Genomic DNA, 16,609 nt, shown 5'->3' with positions numbered 1-16,609 from the left:
GTAATCACCTCACCTGCTAACAACTATTCTGAGGTGTTTGAACCCAAATATCCCTGACTGTGCCCTCAATTATCACAGAAGATGTTTTTATACCATCATGAAAGGGCCAGCAGTGCCACCGTAACGAAGACCGCGAGGATGAGGATGCTGAGTCCGATACCGGCCCGCATCGGATGTACGAGGCTGTCGTCGTCGCGTAATCGGGCAATCACGTCGTTCGGGGAAGTCACTGTTCGCGTAACGACGGTCGTCGCCTGAACCACTGTGCGGTCCACGGCGGCGTACAGTTCGGTCACGCCGACGACGAGGCCGCGGGAGCCATAGAAGACGGCGGGGTTGTACAGTTTATCAATATCCGGGACGCGGCCGAGCTTCGAGAGGGGCTTCTTTGTCACCGCGAAGCCGATCAGCCCGAGGACAGCGAGCACGACTCCTTCGATGAGATGGGGGATGGTGTAGGTCTCGTAGACGTGGTCGACGACGGCCCCGCTCGTCACGTCGAACGGAAGGATGGTGAACAGGGCTGTATCGTACACACCGTAGATGATACAGAGCGCGGCTACGGACACCATGGCGACGCTCTGGAGACGGTTCGCGTCCGGCACGCTCCCGTCGTACTCGCCGTGGAAGAACGCGTAGTAGCCGAACTTGATGAACGACATGAACGTGCCAACGCCGCCCAGCAGTAGCATCCACTCGAGCGTATAGAACTCACCGAGCGGGAGCGGTCCCTTTCCGAAGGTGTAGTGGCTCCCGGAGATAATGATCCCCTTGCTGACGAACCCGTTGAAGCCGGGGAAGCCGGCGATAGACAGCGCAGCGACGGAGAACGCCCCAGCGGTGATGGGCATCTCTCGCCAGAGGCCGCCGAGTTTCTTCAGGCTCTCCGTGCCGGTCCGGTAGATGACGACACCCGCGGTCATGAACAGCAGGCCCTTGTAGAGGATGTGGTTGAATACGTGCGCGAACGCGCCGGCCTGAGCGAGCGACGAGCCGATACCGACGCCGGCGACCATGTACCCGACCTGGGATTGGATGTGATAGGAGAGGAGCCGACGCATGTCGTTCTGGAACAGCGCGAACAGCGCGCCGAAAATCGCCATCGCACCGCCCATATAGGCGATGGCTTCGTGGCCGTTGGGGAACGCGCGGTACATACCGTAGACGCCGGTCTTGGTCGTGAACACGCAGAGGAAGACGCTGGCGGCGATGTGCGGGCGCGGATAGGTGTCGGGTAGCCATGCATGCAGGCCGATGAAGCCGACGTTGACGCCGATACCGATAGCTGCCAGCGCGGCGGCCAGCCCGGACGAAATACCGGCCGTCTCCGGGCCACCCGGTACTGATGCGAACAGGAACGTCTCCACCTCGACGTAGTGCCGGAGGATGGCGGCCATCAACAGCGTGCCGCCTAGGCCGTGCAGCAGGGCGTACCGGAAGCCGGCCCGGACCGCCTTGCCGCCGTAGTGCCACACCAGCAGCGTGCTGGTGACGGCCATCAGCTCCCAGAAGAAGATGAGTGTGAGCCAGTCGCCGGCGAACACGGCCCCGAAGCTGGTCGCCACATACGAAAGCGCGAACGCCGTCTGTGTGGTGTCAGCCTCGCTGGCGTAGGAGTAGAGCACAGCCACGGCGGCGATGAGGCCGAAGATGATGCCCATCAGCCGGGAGAACGGGTCGACGTTCAGGAGGACGGCGTCGAACCCGAGGAACTGGGTCCGGAGGTGTGCGCCTTCGGGCACCATGACTGCCCACGGCACCGCCAGCGCCGGGACGAGCGCACCGATGGCGTGTCCGGCCCGCCGCGGGAGCCGGGAGACGACGATTGCCAGCGCGAGCAGTATGACCACCGGCGGAACCGTCGTCAGCATCGACATTAGACAACCACCCCCGGGAGGTTCTCGACGATAGCATCGACGATTTGCAGGAAGACGGCCGTGTGTGGCACCGTCCCAAGCAGGAGCGACAGCGTGGCTGCGGTGAGTATCGGCCCGAGCATAAACCACGTACTCTCGCCGCCGCGCCAGCCGCGGTCGTCCCAGCCGCCTGCGGGCGGGCCGCCGTGGTGTTCGTGTTCCTCGTCGTGTTTCCCGAGGTGGTCGACGTGTTCTGGCTTCGGTACCTCGCCCTCGTCGGAGTGACCGTCGGCAGCGCCCGATTCGTGGTCCTCACCGCCGTCGGCCCGAACCTTGTCTCGCCCGCCAAGTGGTCCCCCGATGAGGGGCTTCTCGTCGTGGCCCTCCGGCGACTCGAAGTACGCCTGATAGACGATGGGCCAGAAGTACGCGATGTTGAGCACGCCGGAGACCAGCAACGCGGCGGCGAAGATGAGCCCGCCATCGAGGCTCAGCGCGCCGATGACGAGGTACCACTTGCTGACGAACCCGGCGACCAGCGGAATCCCGGCCATCCCCGCCGCGGCGACGGCGAAGGCGGCCATCGTCAGCGGCATCCGCTTCCCGATGCCGGCCATGTCGCTGATGTCGTCGGTGTGGGTTTCGACGTGGATTGCGCCGGCACAGAAGAACAGGGTGAGCTTCATGAACGCGTGGGCGGGGATGTGGAGCAGGCCGCCGGTCAGCGCTTGCCCGTGGAGCAGGCCCAGCCCCAGCACGATATAGGACAGTTGGCTGATCGTCGAGTACGCCAGCCGACGCTTGAGGTTGTCCTGTCTGAGCGCGATGATACTCGCGGTCAGGAGGGTAAAGGCCGCAATCGCGGCGAGCGGGAGGCCGACGCCGAGTTGCTCCATCGTCCCGGTTCCGTACACGTCGAGGACGACCCGAGCGATACCGAACACACCGCTCTTGACGACGGCGACGGCGTGGAGTAGGCCCGACACCGGCGTCGGCGCGACCATCGCGTCCGGGAGCCAGGAGTGCATCGGCATCAGTGCGGCCTTGACGCCGAAACCGGCCGCAAGCAGGGCGAAGGCCGCCCGCGCCAGCGTCGGGTCGGCCGTCGCGAGGCCTTCGAGGCCACCGGGAGTGAATGCGGTCGTCCCAGCGAGGACGAACACCAGCACCGTTCCACCCAGCACGGCGACGCCACCGCCGAAGGTGTACGCGAGGTACTTCCGGCCGGCGGCGCGGGCCTCGTCGGTCTCGTCGTGGGTGACGAGCGGGTACGTCGACACCGTCAGCAGTTCGTAACAGACGAACAGCGTCAGCAAGTTCGAGGCGAACGCGACGCCGACTGCCGACGCGAGGCTGGCGGCGAAGGAGGCGAAATACCGCGTCTGTGCGTGTTCGTCGAGTCCGCGCATGTAGCCGATGCTGTAGAAGCTCGTGACGATCCACAGTAGGCTCGCGAGCAGGCCAAACAGCAACCCGAGCGGGTCGACGGTGAACGCCAGTTCGATACCGGTTGCGAACTCTCCGAAGGAGAAACCGTATCGTGTCCCGCTCAGAACGCCGGGAACCATACTCGCAATGATCCCGAACTTCGCGAACGCGACGGCCAGGGTCACTCCCTCCCGGACGTTCGGCCGGCCTTTGAGCGAGAGAATCGCAGGGATGGCCACCGCCGAGACGAGTATTGCCAGGATGGGTCGTAATTCAGTCATTGGTTTAGAATGGGTAGAAGCGTGTCTCGAAGCACCTGTTCGAACGCCGGGACGGCTGCGGTCAGCGCGACCGCGAGCGCGGCCGCGACGACGACGACGGCGATCATTCCGAACGAGACCGCCTGTCCGCTCCCGTCCGTCACGGGAGCCTCGGCAGGTGTCTCCTCCGAATGGATGGTCGCCTCGGCGAAGTAGAGCCGCTCGACGAGGCGGGCGAAGTACGCGAGCGTCAACAGGGTACTCGCGAGCAGCACGGCCACCACGGGCCAGTTCTCGGCGTTGACCGCGCCGAGGACAATGTACCACTTGCCGACGAACCCGACCGCCGGCGGAACGCCGACCATCGCCAGCGAGAGCACGGCGAACGAAAACGCCGAGAGCGGGACGCGGCTTCCCATCCCGGCGTAGCCGTTCACAGTCGTCGCGCCCGTCTTACGCTCGATGACCCCCGTCGCGGCGAACAGCCCGCCTTTCATCACCGCGTGGCCGAGCAGGTGGACGGTCGCGCCGACGACGGCCAGCGGGGTCGCGATGGCGAATCCGGCGATGACGAGGCCGAACTGCGACACCGAGGAGTACGCGAGCATCCGCTGGACGCTGTCCTGCGAGACGGCGAGCGCGCTCCCGGCGATAATACTCACGCAAGCCAGTCCGACCAGCGCCCAGCGAGCGACGGGCACGGCCGCCAGGAACTCCACGGTGAACACGGAAAACAGCAGTCGGGCGAGCGCGTACGCCGACACCGTCGAGACGAGCGCCGAGATGAACGCGCTCACGGTGTCCGGCGCGTTCGCGTACGCGTCTGGCTGCCAGGTGTGCAGCGGGAACAGGGCGACTTTCACCGTCAGCCCGCCGATCATCAGCCCGAACGCAGTCAGGACGAGCGTCGAGTCGTAGGCCGCCATCTCCCCGAGTTTGCTCGCCAGGTCAGCCATGTTGAGCGTCCCTGTCGCCGCGAGCAGGTAGCCAACGCCGAGCAGATACAGCGAGGCCCCGACGGTCCCGATGATGAGGTACTTCAACGCCGCGACGGCGGCGCTGGCGTCCCGGCCACTGGCTACGAGGCCGTACGCCGCGAGCCCCGTGATTTCGAGGAACACGTAGAGGTTGAACACGTCGCCGGTGACGGTCATCCCCGTCAGGCCGGCGACCAGCAGCAGGTACAGGCCGTAGAAGGCGTTCGAGTGCGGGCCGGCCTGTCGAGCGTACGCGAGCACGCCCAGTGACACGACGGCCACGAGCAGGGCGACGGCCCCCGAGAGCCCGTCGACGACGAGTTCGATGCCGTACGGGGCGGCGAAACCACCGACCGCGTAGGAAACAGTTCCGCTCGCGCTGACAGTCCACGCGAGCAGCCCGGCCAGACCGGCCTGGCCGACGAGCGTCAGCGTCGCGACTGGCCACCCTGCCCGGTCGCTGACGAGGCTGGCGACGAGCGGTATCGAACCGCCGACGATCGGCAGGACGACCAGCAACACAGGGAGCTGTTCAATCATAGTAGAGCTGTTTGAGTTTGTCTTCGTCAAGCGTTCCGTACTCGGTGTAGATGCGGATGATAAGCGCCAGCGCCACGGCGGTCAGGCTCACCCCGACGACGATAGCGGTCAGGATGAGGACGTGTGGCAGCGGACTCACGTAGGGGCCGCCGCCCTCCTTGATTATCGGGGGGTTCCCGCCGGCCCGGAACGCGAGCGTGATGAAAAACAGGAAGATGCCCGTCTGGAAGATGTTCATCCCGATGACCTTCTTGACGAGGTTCTGGGACTCGATGAGCATATAGAGGCCGATACCCAGCAGGAGCATCACCGCGAAGTAGTTGTAGTGTGAGTTCAGCAGTTCAAACATTAGCTCTCATCCTCCGGTGAGTCGACGGCGTGGCCGAACCCGGCCGCGAGCAGGAAAAAGAGGCCGATGGCAACGCTGGCGACGATACCACCGATGGCCAGTTCGACGAGCTCGATGGCGTAGGCGACCACATGCGAGATGAACTGTTCGTACAGGTGGTATTCGAGGAAGTTCCCGCCCAGGAGCATCGTTCCCAGGCCGATTGCCGCGAACGTGAGCACGCCGCCGGACGCGAGCGCGGCGACGACGCGGACGTCGAGCCAGTCCCGGGCCGCGTCGATGCCGTAGGCGAAGGCGAGCATCATCACAACCGACCCGGCGATGACCCCGCCCTGGAATCCCCCGCCGGGGGAGTTCGCGCCGTGGAACATCACGAACAGGGCGAAGGTGAGGACGAACGGCGACACCACGCGGACCGTCGTCATGATGATCGTGCTCTCGACGTACAGTCCGGTTCGCTCGTCGCTACTCATGCGAACACCTCCTGTCTGAGGACGGTCAGTGCCGCCACGCCGGCGGAAAAGACTACGACCGCCTCACCCAGCGTGTCGAATCCACGGTAGGCCGCGAGCACGGCCGTCACACCGTTTTTGACTTCCGTATCCGCGTACGCGTTGTCTATGTAGTACTGCGTTACTTCGCCGCTGACGACGGGGTTTGCCGCGCCGTCCGCCCCGACGGCGGGCAGCGACGGGACCGTCGCGATCATGACGACGACGAACGCACCGACCAGGACGACGGTCGGGACGCTGATCGACTCGAACAGGCCGTTCTCCTGTGGCCGAACGGTGTTTGCCAGCGCCAGGATGAACAGGATCGTCATGATGCCGGCCCCGACAGCCGCTTCGGTCAGCCCCACGTCAGGGGCCTCGAGCATCACCCAGATAATGGAGATGCCGAGGCTGTAGGCGGCAAACGCCATCAGCGACGCCAGCACGTCACGGAGTACGGCCGCGCCGATAGCACAGCACAGCACGAACACCAGCAACACTCCCTCGATAAGTGAGAGCGTCATGACTCGCCCTCCTCATCGCCGGCAGTCCACGGCTCGATACCCTGGTCCTGTGCCGCCCGGGCGACGGCGTGGGCGGCGGTGGGGTTCGTCAGAAACATAAACACCAGCAGGAAGACGGCTTTGATCGTCGCGAGGTCGGTCTGAATCGCGAGCGCGGCGGCCCCGATAGCGAGGACGGCACCCAGCGTATCGCTCTTCGAGGCCGCGTGCGTCCGAGTGTACACGTCCGGCAGTCTGACGATGCCGACCGAGGCGACGCCACCGAAGAACGCACCGACCAGTGCGAGTACAACGATCCCCCACTCCAGCGGCGTCATAGCACACCCCCGTGTTCGACGTTGAACTTCGAGAACGCTATCGAGAGCAGGAAGTTCAACAGGGCGTACACGAGCGCGATATCGAGGAACAGCGGCTTATCGAGCGCGCCGGAGACGAGCGCGATAGCGATGACGGTGTTCGTCCCCATCACGTTGACCGCGATGACTCTGTCGTGGTCCGTCGGCCCCGCGAACACGCGGTACAGCGACACGATAGCGAACAGGACGAACGCGCTGGCGATCGCCAGCAGCGCCGCCTCGAACTCAATCATCGTCTGCCACCTCCGGGTCGTCGATGTCGCTCTCGATTGTGCCGTCGCCGTCCCCCTGCCCCCGTTCGCGCGGCGAGGGAATCGCTGCGGCCTCCCGGCCGTAGAAGACGAACCGGACGGCCCGTTCGAGGCCGCCGTCGAACAGGTCTTCGCGCGCACTCCCTGTGAGCGAGTGGATATCGAACGCCTGTTCGGAGACGCTGACGGTGAGCGTCCCGGGCGTCAGCGTGATGCTGTTTGCCAGCGTCGTCACCGGTCCGTCTCCCCAGATGGCCGCCTCCAGTTCGACCATCTCGGGGTCGATTGGCAGCGACGGGTGCAAGACGACGTAGGCGATTTCGAGGTTCGCAACCGCGATCTCTTTGAGGAGGTACGGGATGTAGAGGGCCATCCGGGCGAACTGCCCCGGAACCCGTGTCAGCGACGGCTGGCGACTGAACGCGATCGGCGCAAGCAATGCAGTGACGATAGTCGCCGTTATCGCGCCAGTGAGGAAATCCAGCGGTTTGTACGAACTCAACAGCAGATAAAACAGGTAGGACGCCCCGAAAATGGTGAGATACTTCGGGAGTGTCGCGGCGCGAGCGAGCGCGGTCGACCGTGCCGGCCGCTCGACGGGTGCGGTCTCGACGTCGATATCGCCCCGGACGAGTTCGACTTCGAGCGGCCGGAGCATCGGCGTCGTGCCGCCCGGGTTGAACTCCGGATCGAGGACGACCCGTTCGATGCTGTGTTCGTCGGCGTAGGCCAGTATCACGTCGGCGTAATCGCCGGGGCTGAACAGGTAGCGGTCGGCACCGATGACGCCCAGTTCCACGTCGAGGTTCGACGGCGGGTCAGCACCCAGATCTTCGTCGAGCCAGACCTCGATTCGGTCGAGCAGGTCTTTGGCCTGGCCGAGTTCCGTCTGGGCGTCGGGGTCGACGGCGCGCGTGCTTGCGACGGCGACGAGGTGCAGGGATACCTGTTGCTGTCCCTCACTGGCCGCCGATTCGGCCTGTTCAATGGCGTAGGCGACGGTGTTACGGACCGTCACCGAATCGGCTACTGGCACGAGCAGGCGACGGGGTGGTGGTACAGTCACAGTATCTGTTTAGAAACTCCGAATAGCGGTTCGTCGGGCAGTACTGTCGTTATCGGACCGGAGCAACGGAACACGCAAAACTATTTCGTAATCGGTTACGCGGTCAGCCACGACTGGACAGATGGGCACCGAGTTCGTCGGCGACACGAGCGCCCAGCCCTTCCTTTTCTCCGACGTACTCCGTGGCCGTGTCCGCGTCGACGAGCAGGGCGCGCGTCTCGTCGGCCCCCATCACGCTCGCGTCGTTGGCGACCACGAAAGTCAGCCCGGCCCGCTCGCGTATCTCGCGGGCGCGCTCGATCAGCGTCTCGTCGTCGCCCTCGGTTTCGACTTTGAACCCGACGATAGGGAGGTCGGGGTGGGCCGACCGAACGGTGTCGATGAGTTTCGGCGTCGGTTGCAGCGTCAGCGTCAGTTCCGCCTGCCCACTCTTGATTTTCTCCGGTGCCTGCTCGACGGTGTAATCCGAGATGGCGGCCGCCGAGACCAGCGCGTCGGCCGAGTCGGCGACCCGACGGACGGCCTCGGTCATCTCCGCGGCTGATTCGACCTGCTCGACGGTGGCGTACGGCACGTCTGCCCCGTCGTGGACGAGCGTCACGTCGGCCCCGCGGGCGTAACAGGCCCGCGCAACTGCCCGGCCGGTCCGTCCCGAGGAGCGGTTCGAGAGCGTCCGCACCGGGTCGACCGACTCCGTGGTCGCGCCCGCCGTTACGACGACGTGCTCGCCCGCCAGCGGCCGGTCACCCGCGACCCGTGCTGTCGCCGTGACGATGGCCTCCTCGGTCGCGATTTTGGCCTTCTCCTCTTCGATTCGGGGGTCCACGAAGTCGACGCCCCAGGACTCGACGCGGTCGATAGCGTCCAGCACGCCGGGGTGGTCGTACATCGGCTCGTGCATCGCCGGCGCGACGACGACCGGCACGTCCGCGCCGAGGGCGGTCGTCGCACACGTCGTCACGGGCGTGTCGTCGATGGCTCCCGCGATCTTCCCGACGGTGTTTGCCGTCGCCGGCGCGAGCAAGAGCACGTCTCCCCAGCCCGACCGTCCGCAGAGGTCGACGTGCTCGACGCTGCCCGTGATTTCGGCAACAACCTCGTTGTCCGTCGCGAACTCGAGTGCCCACGGGTGGATGATCCCCGTCGCGCTGTCGGTCATCACGGCCCGGACGGACGCCCCCTGTCGTCGGAGTTCGTGTGCGAGTTCTACCGTCTTGACGGCCGCGATAGACCCCGACACCCCCAGAACGACGTTGACTCCGGTCAGCATACCTGCCGGTTCGCGGTGCGGGGGTAAAAGCCCCTGTCTCTCCGGCGGGCTAGTCGCCGTCAGTAGCGGGCTGCTCGTTTCGCGTATCACTCCTGTCGCTGCTGGTACGTGGTCCCCCGTCGTGAGCGTTCAGCGCGAGGGTGAAGGCGGCTATCGCAAGCAGGACCAGTCCGAGCGCGACTACCGAACTGAGCGAGAGTCCGGTCGACGTGGTCGGAACTGCGACCGGAATGAGAACGTACCTGACGAGCATCACGAGCAGGATAGCTCCGGCGAGGACGGCCGCAGTGCCGGTGACGTGGACGAACTCGCTGTCGGTCGTTTCGGCGTCCCGGCCCAGCTGGTGGCCGATACTGCTGGCGTGCGCGCCGGCGTCCCAGACCAGCAGCGCTGCCGCGCTCCCGACGAGGACGAGTATCGGTGCGAGTCCGCGCTCCGCTCCGAGCAGCGTCATGACGAACAGGAGTCCGCTCCCGGCCGCGAATCCCGCCACACGTCGGGACAGCAACTCCGCACCGACTAGTTCGGACAGCACCGTGACGAGCCCGCGAAGGACGACGACCGAAATCAAGACGCCGAGGAGGACCACGGTCGCCGAGCCGTAGTGGCCGCCCCCAGTATAGGTCGGTGCTACCCGCCGGGTCACGCCAGCGGCCGTAAGGGCTAGCGCGCCCAGCAACAGTCCGATAGGAACCACGATACTGCCGGCCTGCCGGGCCAGCGACCGTCCGGGGTCGTCCCCGAGCCACTGCAGCAGCCACTGCCGGAGCTGTTCGACGACGAGGATACTCAGTAACGCCAGCAGTCCGGCCGCAAGGGGGAGATGGAGCGGGCCACTGAGAGCGACCCGCAGAGACGGCCCGACCACCGGGAGGGTGCCGAGGAATCGGTCGAACAGTCCCTGCGCCGTCGGGACAAACGCGACGAGCAACTGCAGGCCCACGGCGGCTTTGACGTAGCGGTCGACGTCCCACCAGCTCGTCCCCAGCAGGTCCAGCCGCCCGAGCGTCCGGCCGGTCGTCGCCGTGGGTGCCGGAATCCACGATTCCAGCGTCTCCGTGACCCGGTCCAGCAACAACAGGGCGAGGAGGACGCCGGCCTGTAGCGTCACGAAGCCCACGAGCGGCTGGACCGAGAAGCTGGCGACGACACGGACGAGCACCCAGGGCAGCCTGACGGCAGCGGCGACGGCACAGACGATTGTGACGCAAGTACCGACCACCAGTACCACGAAACTCTCGTCGAGCATCGCCGTGAGTTCGTCCGTCGCGTCGGTCGGTGGCACCAGTCCGCTACTCGCGTCGATGACGACGAGTGTGGCGGCCAGCGGGAACCCGAGCGCCACAGCGAGCGACCAGTAGTCAGCAGCCAGTAGCGCGGTCCCACAGAACACGCCCGCGCCGATGACGACGGCGACGCTGCCGCCGGCGATGCGTTCGTGGGTATCGCTACGGAGCGCCCAGGCCCCGGCCGCGAGACAGAGCCCGCCGACGAAGCCGGTCAGTACTACTATCGGGTCCACGACAACGACAGCGAGAACGAGCGAGACGAGGACTGCCACGCTCCCGGCCAGCGCCGCGCTCGATGCCGCCGGTCGACTGTCGAACTCCGTCATGCCCACCGCTCCGTTGCGCGAATGAGGGCTTTGGCGAGCGGTTCCGCGGGCGTCCAGTCGACGACTCGAACCCTCCCTCGAAGGTCGTCGAGGCGGGCCGTTCGGTCGATTCGTTCGACGGTACTGCCCGGGCTGTCCCCGGTCGTCATGTCCGGGCTGACGACCGTGACTGCGTGTCCGTACGCCGCGAGCCGTTTTGCCGCATCGGCCGCTCGGTCGTCGAGCAGGGGCGTACAGAACACGACCTGTGACTCGCTCGGTATCGAGCGGTCGAGTGTCGCCACCGCGTCGCCGCCGTCGGCGATACCGTACCGGTCTGCCGTCTCGGTCGATGACGACATTCGCCGGGCGCCGGTGTCGAGCAGCGACGAACTGCGGGTCCCTGCCGACCCAGTGACCGACCCGCTCACAACCGTCTCCAGAAACGCCTCCAATCGCTGTTCCTGTGCCCGATTGGCCGACGGCTGGAGCGTCTCACAACTGTCGTAGACGGCGGCGCCCACGCGGTTGTCCATGTCCAGTAACGCCGAGCCGACCTGCTGGGCCGCGTAGGCACAGAACTGGACAGCCGTGGGTGCGCCCGCTTCGCCCGCAACGGGATGTCGGGAATCCACGAGCGTGATGACGGTGGCCGCCCGCGTCTCCTTGAACTCGACTGTCGCCAGCTCGTTGGTCTTCGCGAGGCGGTTCCAGTCGACGCGGCTCATCGGGTCCGAGGACTGGTGCTCGCGGATGGCGTAGAAGGCGAGGCCGTTCCCGCCTGCGTCCGTCGGCACGCGCCCGGACTGGGAGAGCGTCTGGCCCGAGAGCGGGACAGTGTCCACACTGGCACTGCACGAGACCGTCGTCTCGACGGTGACCTGCTCGGCGAACTCGACGGTCCCGGTCAGGTTCCGGCAGACGACTGCTACGTCGGTGAACGCGTGGTCCCCGCGCCGGGCTTCGACGGTGTAGGTGACCGAACCCGACGCCCCGGCTTCGAGATGGGTACCAAAGCGCGGGGACCCCTCGACTACTTCCAGCCGCTCGGGGACGCCGTCGAGGACGCGAACGTCGGGCAGGGTCGCGTCCCCGTCGTTCGTGAGCGTCAGCGTCACTGTCACTTCCGAGCCGGGGAGCGGGTCGGCCGGTTCGACGTGACGCTCGACTGTGAGCGTCGGTTCGGGGTCGCCGATGGCCGCCTGATAGGCCGCGTACACAAGCGCCACCGCCGCGACCATGAAAATCGCCGGGTTCCCGGTGACGATTCCGGCCCCGCCGGCCACCAGCGCGGCCGAGACACCGACGTTGCGCTGTGTGGTCTCTCGGGTGCTCATGCACCCTCACCCCGCTGGAGCCGGCGTATCTCGGCTGCCGCAGCCTCGACTTTCCGGTCGAACCCCTCGCCGCTGGCCCAGTCCCGTAACTGCATCTCGATTGGCGGGTCAGGCGCGTCCGGACCGCCGAGGAACGCGGCCGCCCGGCGGTTATCCGTCCACGAGCCAGTACGGACGTCCCGGGCCGCCGCCTCCGTCGACATGTCCGCCGTTTCGACCAGCACCTGTCTCGCGGCCTCGCGGAGCCTGTTCCTGACTTCGGACGCATAGCTCGCTTCGAGGCCGTTGTAGGGGTCGACACGCCCGTCGATTTTCGCGAGTAACTCGTCGATATCCTCGCCGACCATATCGCCGGATTTCGCCTGTGTCGCCTCGGACTCAAGCAGTTCGTCGAGCAGTTCTGCCGGCTCGTCGTCGGTGCCACGGTCACGATAGGGGCTGTGCGGTTGGCTCCCCTTTATCGGCGGAAGTGCGGAGTCCTGCGTCCGGACGACAGTGTACAGGCCGAAAAGGCCGATTACGACGGCACCGATACTTGCACCGAGCTGGAGCCGCTCGGCCGTCCCGCTACCGACGTCCGGCAGGACCGAGGGAAAAGTAACGACGAACACCGCCCCGGCAAGTGCGACGAGTCCCAACAGCGTGTGCCGGACGAACTTGCGCCCCGGTGTCGGGCGTTCGACGCTGACGTCGATGGTTGCGCTGGCGGTCTCACCTTGTCGTGACTCTGAATCGCTCATCAGTCGTCACCTCCGCCGAGGAGCTGTCTGAGGGCGTTCCGGGCCGATTCGGCTCGGGCACCGGTCGCCGACCGCCCGCCGTATTCGACCTCGCGGAAGAGGGTTGTTAGCCGGCGAACGGGCTCTGCCGGAAGTCCGCTGTCGATAGCCCGGCGGGCGTACTCGCCGGGCGTCGCCGTCTCCGGGTCCGGGACGGAGACGCGGTCGGCCAGCAGTGCCCAGGCCTCTTGGACGGACAGACTATCGATGTCCGGGCCGTCGTCCGCCTCTGCCGTCGATTCGGTGGCCGTCGACTGTCTTGGCTCCGAGTCCGACGAACCAAACAGCGACGGGCTGTCGACGCCACTCCGGACTGAGGCGAGGAAGCCGCCGGTCCCGCCGAAGCCGCTGAGGGCTTTGAACGGCGCGACCGAGAGCGACCCGAGCGCACTCGGTAGGCCGGCAACCCCTCGCAGTGACATCGTGCCGACCGACCCGATTCCGGTTGTCAATCCTGTCAGGACACCGCCGGAGACGGCGCTGATACCGGCCCCGACTCGTGAGAGCGCCGCCGACCCCGAGAGCAGCGCGGCGGTCGTTACCCTCGGAATCCGACCGATGGTCCGCCCAACCGCGCCGTTCGAAACCGCCGAGACGACTGTCCCGGCCAATCTGTCGAGGAGCGGGTGCAGGAGGAATCCGGCGTCTGTCGACCCGTCGCGTTCCGGGTCCGATGCCGCCCGGATGACACCGACCGCGACGACGCCGAACCCGCCGATAAGCGCCAGCCCGATCAGTTTCACCAGCACGGGGGATCCACTGTCTTCGCCCTCGCTGGCCGCTGGTGTCTCTGTCGCCGTCTCCGTCGGTGTTGGCGTCGCTGTCGCCGCCTGTTCGTCGCTCGCGCTCGGCGTCGTCTCTGTCCCATCGCTCGTCGCTACCGGTGTCGACCCACCGTCGACTTCGTCGGGCGCTGTGCCGCCGGGTGTGACCGGCTCGCTCGCTCGGCTGTCGAGGGGACCGCTCGACTCGAACTCGACGCCGAGCGCGCCGGGAAACAGCGCCGTCCCGAACAGGACAGCGACCGCACAGAGGAGGGCGAGGGCGGCACGCACCAGCTTTGTTGACACTACGGGACCGTTTTCGGCGGTAGAATAAGTATTTTCTCTCACTGCTGGACTGTCCGAGCAGAAAACCTTTCATTCGCTGTGGGTATAGCAGAACTACCCCCTATGCGGACACTGACTCGCCGTATCCTGTTGACTCTCCTGCTCCTCCTCGCCGTTGACCTCGCTGTGGTCGCGACCGCGGCGGTGCTCCTGACGCCCTGGCTTGCGCCGGTGCGGGACGCCGTTGCGTCCTCGCTTCCGTTCGGTGGGGCGTCGGCACGCATCGCCTGGTGGGTGGCCGTTCTCGCCCCCGCCCTCGTGGCGTTTGTCTGGGCACAGCTGCGATACACCAGCGCCCAGACGATGGCCGAGGTCGACGCTCGTATCGTCGGCCCCGAGGAGTACCCCGCCCTCCACGAACGGGTACAGCGGCTCGCACAACTGGCCGACCTCACGCCGCCACGGATTGCCGTCGCGGACGCCGACGTACCGAACAGCTTCGCCATCGGGACGCTCGGCGGCGCGACGGTGGTCGTCAGCGAGGGACTGCTGTCGACGCTCGGAGGTGACGAACTCGACGCGGTGCTGGCCCACGAACTCATGCACGTCGTCAACCGCGACGCGACCGTCATGACGCTGGCCAGCTTCCTCCCGTCGCTGACAAACGGCGAGTACGACCCGCTCGATGACCACCTCCCCGGCGGGAACGGGAGTCGCTATGCGCTCGGGCTGGTCGCGCTCGGACTCGCGTACGTGTTCAGTGCCCGGGTGCTTGCAGCCCCCGTCGGGAGCCTCTCGTTCACGCTTGGTTTCCTGTTCCTGTTCGCGGTGACAGTCCTGTTCGGCGGCGTCGCGCTGGGCGTGTTCACTGCCCCCGTCGTCGTCCTCGGCCGGTCGCTGTCGCGCGCTCGGGAGTTCGCCGCCGACCGGAGCGCGGCCCAGCTGACCGGCGACCCCGCCGCGCTCGTCGGGGCGTTAGAGACACTCGAAGGAGCTGACGACCGCCCGAGGACCGACAAGCGCTCCGCGTACGCGGGCGTTCGCGGACTGTGCTTCCTTCCACACGGCTTTGACACCGAGGCGTCGAGCGATTCCCTGTCTATCGAAACGCGGTCACACCCGCCGACAGCCGAGCGAATCGAACGGCTGCAGTCAGTTGCGCGCTCGCTCGAAACAGGGGCAGAGTGACTGCCGGAAGCCGTTTCGACCGCCGTACGGTCGAACCGGGACCCTGTTACAGCAGTCCCTTTCAGTCTGAATCCTGGTCGACGCTCGGGTGCATCGTCGGCTCGCCCGGCATCGGCTCCTCGAAGTACCGCCGCATGACCTCCAGTGACTCCTGTTCGCGTTGCTTGCGCTCTGCCTCGTCGATCTCCTCACAGCCCGGCGGAACCGGTCGGTCGCGGCCAGTGAAATATCCCTCCGGTGCGGTCCAGTCGTGGTAGAAGTCGATGTCTGCGTCCTCCAGCAGCGTGAGCCCGACCTGTGCGCCGTGGCCCGCGGCGACGATGGTCTGGTGGTGCTGCTCGGCCAGCCGACCGGCCGCGTACAGCCCCTCGATGTCGGTCCGCCCCTGGTCGTCGGTTGAGATGAACTGCTTCGACCCGCGGTCGATGAGCCCGATTTCCAGTCCGTCCAGATACGAGGGGTCCGACCAGGACGCGGCGATGAGGTACATCGCGTCGTAGGACTCACCGTCGGCACAGGTCACCTCGAAGCCCCCCTCGGTTTCCGCCACTTGCTCGGCCTCGCCGTCGATGAACCAGACGCCGGCCCGACGCGCCTGTGCCCGCATGAGTTCGAGCAGGAGCCGAGGGTTGATTCCCGCCGGGAATCCGGGGTAGTTCTCCAGGTGAGCATTGCGGTTCAGTATCGACTCACCGGTCGAGATGATCCGAGTCGACAGGTCGGCGCGAGCGGTGTAGATCGCCGCCGAGAGCCCGGCGACGCCCCCGCCCACGATGATGACCTCTTCGCGGTCGGTTGGCATGGACAGATGTTCCCAGTGGGGGCCAACAAACGTGCCGGTTTGAGACCTATAGACAGAAAGCGGCCAGTAGCGGTCTCCTCAGGGCACACGCCGGGCGATACAGTTTCTGAGACTACCCGAAGCCTCATAACGATACACCCACTAAAGGCGTCGTAATGACCGACACCGTCGACGAGGTCGATATGCCGTACGACGATGACGCGTCTCAGCAACAGAAGATCGAGGCGCTGCAGGAGCGGCTTGAGGTGCTTGAATCCCAGAACGAGGAGATGCGCGACAAGCTGCTGGACGCGAACGCGGAGAACAACAAGTACCAGCAGAAGCTCGAACGGCTCACGCACGAGAACAAGAAGCTCAAGCAGTCACCGCTATTTGTGGCGACCGTGCAGGAGCTCTCCAGTGACGGCGTGATCATCAAACAGCACGGCAACAATCAGGAGGCCCTGACAGAGGTCACCGACGAGATGCGCGAGGACCTCGAACCCGACGACC

At 66.1% G+C, this 16,609-nt stretch carries 16 protein-coding genes and 1 pseudogene; 2 read left to right on the top strand and 15 right to left on the bottom strand.

The genetic code is table 11. From position 1 onward, the window contains the following. Positions 1 to 95 precede the first annotated feature (95 nt). The 14 genes from C442_RS11260 to C442_RS11195 form a co-directional block, all read right to left on the bottom strand. Positions 96 to 1,877, bottom strand: coding sequence for a Na(+)/H(+) antiporter subunit D (locus tag C442_RS11260; protein ID WP_008310511.1), 1,782 nt, complete (start codon positions 1,875 to 1,877; stop codon positions 96 to 98). Continuing rightward, positions 1,877 to 3,565 carry a cation:proton antiporter gene (locus C442_RS11255; RefSeq protein WP_008310510.1) on the bottom strand — a complete coding sequence of 563 codons (1,689 nt, stop codon included), beginning with the start codon at positions 3,563 to 3,565 and terminating at the stop codon, positions 1,877 to 1,879. Before C442_RS11255 ends, C442_RS11260 begins: the two co-directional genes overlap by 1 nt. Further along, positions 3,562 to 5,061 carry a monovalent cation/H+ antiporter subunit D family protein gene (locus C442_RS11250; RefSeq protein WP_008310509.1) on the bottom strand — a complete coding sequence of 500 codons (1,500 nt, stop codon included), beginning with the start codon at positions 5,059 to 5,061 and terminating at the stop codon, positions 3,562 to 3,564. The genes C442_RS11255 and C442_RS11250 overlap by 4 nt, the downstream gene beginning before the upstream one ends. Next, complete coding sequence (locus C442_RS11245) at positions 5,054 to 5,410, bottom strand: cation:proton antiporter subunit C (RefSeq protein WP_008310508.1); 357 nt, start codon at positions 5,408 to 5,410, stop codon at positions 5,054 to 5,056. Before C442_RS11245 ends, C442_RS11250 begins: the two co-directional genes overlap by 8 nt. After that, entirely contained in the window at positions 5,410 to 5,883 is a 474-nt protein-coding gene (locus tag C442_RS11240) for a Na(+)/H(+) antiporter subunit B (protein ID WP_008310507.1), read from the bottom strand. Before C442_RS11240 ends, C442_RS11245 begins: the two co-directional genes overlap by 1 nt. Then, positions 5,880 to 6,425, bottom strand: a complete 546-nt coding sequence (locus tag C442_RS11235; RefSeq protein ID WP_008310506.1) for a DUF4040 domain-containing protein — start codon at positions 6,423 to 6,425, stop codon at positions 5,880 to 5,882. The genes C442_RS11240 and C442_RS11235 overlap by 4 nt, the downstream gene beginning before the upstream one ends. Then, positions 6,422 to 6,742: a monovalent cation/H(+) antiporter subunit G gene (gene mnhG / locus C442_RS11230; protein WP_008310505.1), complete on the bottom strand. Its 321-nt coding sequence runs from the start codon at positions 6,740 to 6,742 to the stop codon at positions 6,422 to 6,424. Before mnhG ends, C442_RS11235 begins: the two co-directional genes overlap by 4 nt. Then, positions 6,739 to 7,014 (bottom strand): cation:proton antiporter, encoded by a 276-nt coding sequence (locus C442_RS11225; RefSeq protein WP_005535719.1) that lies wholly within the window; start codon positions 7,012 to 7,014, stop codon positions 6,739 to 6,741. Before C442_RS11225 ends, mnhG begins: the two co-directional genes overlap by 4 nt. Continuing rightward, positions 7,007 to 8,050: a monovalent cation/H+ antiporter subunit E gene (locus C442_RS11220; protein ID WP_008310498.1), complete on the bottom strand. Its 1,044-nt coding sequence runs from the start codon at positions 8,048 to 8,050 to the stop codon at positions 7,007 to 7,009. Before C442_RS11220 ends, C442_RS11225 begins: the two co-directional genes overlap by 8 nt. 151 nt (positions 8,051 to 8,201) lie before the next feature. Beyond that, positions 8,202 to 9,368, bottom strand: a complete 1,167-nt coding sequence (coaBC, locus tag C442_RS11215) for a bifunctional phosphopantothenoylcysteine decarboxylase/phosphopantothenate--cysteine ligase CoaBC (protein WP_008310496.1) — start codon at positions 9,366 to 9,368, stop codon at positions 8,202 to 8,204. 49 nt (positions 9,369 to 9,417) lie between these two features. Further along, on the bottom strand, positions 9,418 to 10,983 hold the full coding sequence (locus tag C442_RS11210) for a DUF7519 family protein (RefSeq protein WP_008310494.1): 1,566 nt from the start codon (positions 10,981 to 10,983) through the stop codon (positions 9,418 to 9,420). Further along, the gene (locus C442_RS11205) at positions 10,980 to 12,299 is read right to left on the bottom strand and encodes a DUF58 domain-containing protein (protein WP_008310492.1); all 1,320 of its coding nucleotides are present in this window, start codon (positions 12,297 to 12,299) and stop codon (positions 10,980 to 10,982) included. Before C442_RS11205 ends, C442_RS11210 begins: the two co-directional genes overlap by 4 nt. Beyond that, positions 12,296 to 13,039, bottom strand: coding sequence for a DUF7269 family protein (locus C442_RS11200; protein WP_008310489.1), 744 nt, complete (start codon positions 13,037 to 13,039; stop codon positions 12,296 to 12,298). The genes C442_RS11205 and C442_RS11200 overlap by 4 nt, the downstream gene beginning before the upstream one ends. Continuing rightward, the gene (locus tag C442_RS11195) at positions 13,039 to 14,148 is read right to left on the bottom strand and encodes a DUF4129 domain-containing protein (RefSeq protein WP_152418458.1); all 1,110 of its coding nucleotides are present in this window, start codon (positions 14,146 to 14,148) and stop codon (positions 13,039 to 13,041) included. Before C442_RS11195 ends, C442_RS11200 begins: the two co-directional genes overlap by 1 nt. A gap of 102 nt (positions 14,149 to 14,250) precedes the next feature. Here C442_RS11195 and C442_RS11190 point away from each other — a divergent pair, with 102 nt between their 5' ends. Further along, the gene (locus C442_RS11190; RefSeq protein ID WP_008310486.1) at positions 14,251 to 15,315 is read left to right on the top strand and encodes a M48 family metalloprotease; all 1,065 of its coding nucleotides are present in this window, start codon (positions 14,251 to 14,253) and stop codon (positions 15,313 to 15,315) included. A gap of 61 nt (positions 15,316 to 15,376) precedes the next feature. Here C442_RS11190 and C442_RS11185 read toward each other — a convergent pair whose 3' ends face one another. Then, entirely contained in the window at positions 15,377 to 16,117 is a 741-nt protein-coding gene (locus C442_RS11185; RefSeq protein ID WP_008310485.1) for an NAD(P)/FAD-dependent oxidoreductase, read from the bottom strand. Between the two features lie 155 nt (positions 16,118 to 16,272). Here C442_RS11185 and C442_RS11180 point away from each other — a divergent pair. Next, a pseudogene (locus tag C442_RS11180) lies at positions 16,273 to 16,609 on the top strand (peptidase); the annotation flags it as partial.

The organism is Haloarcula amylolytica JCM 13557, from assembly GCF_000336615.1.
Classification (GTDB): Archaea; Halobacteriota; Halobacteria; order Halobacteriales; family Haloarculaceae; genus Haloarcula; species Haloarcula amylolytica.
Note: the sequence above shows the minus strand (reverse complement) of the source record. Positions and strands in the feature narration are given on the sequence as shown.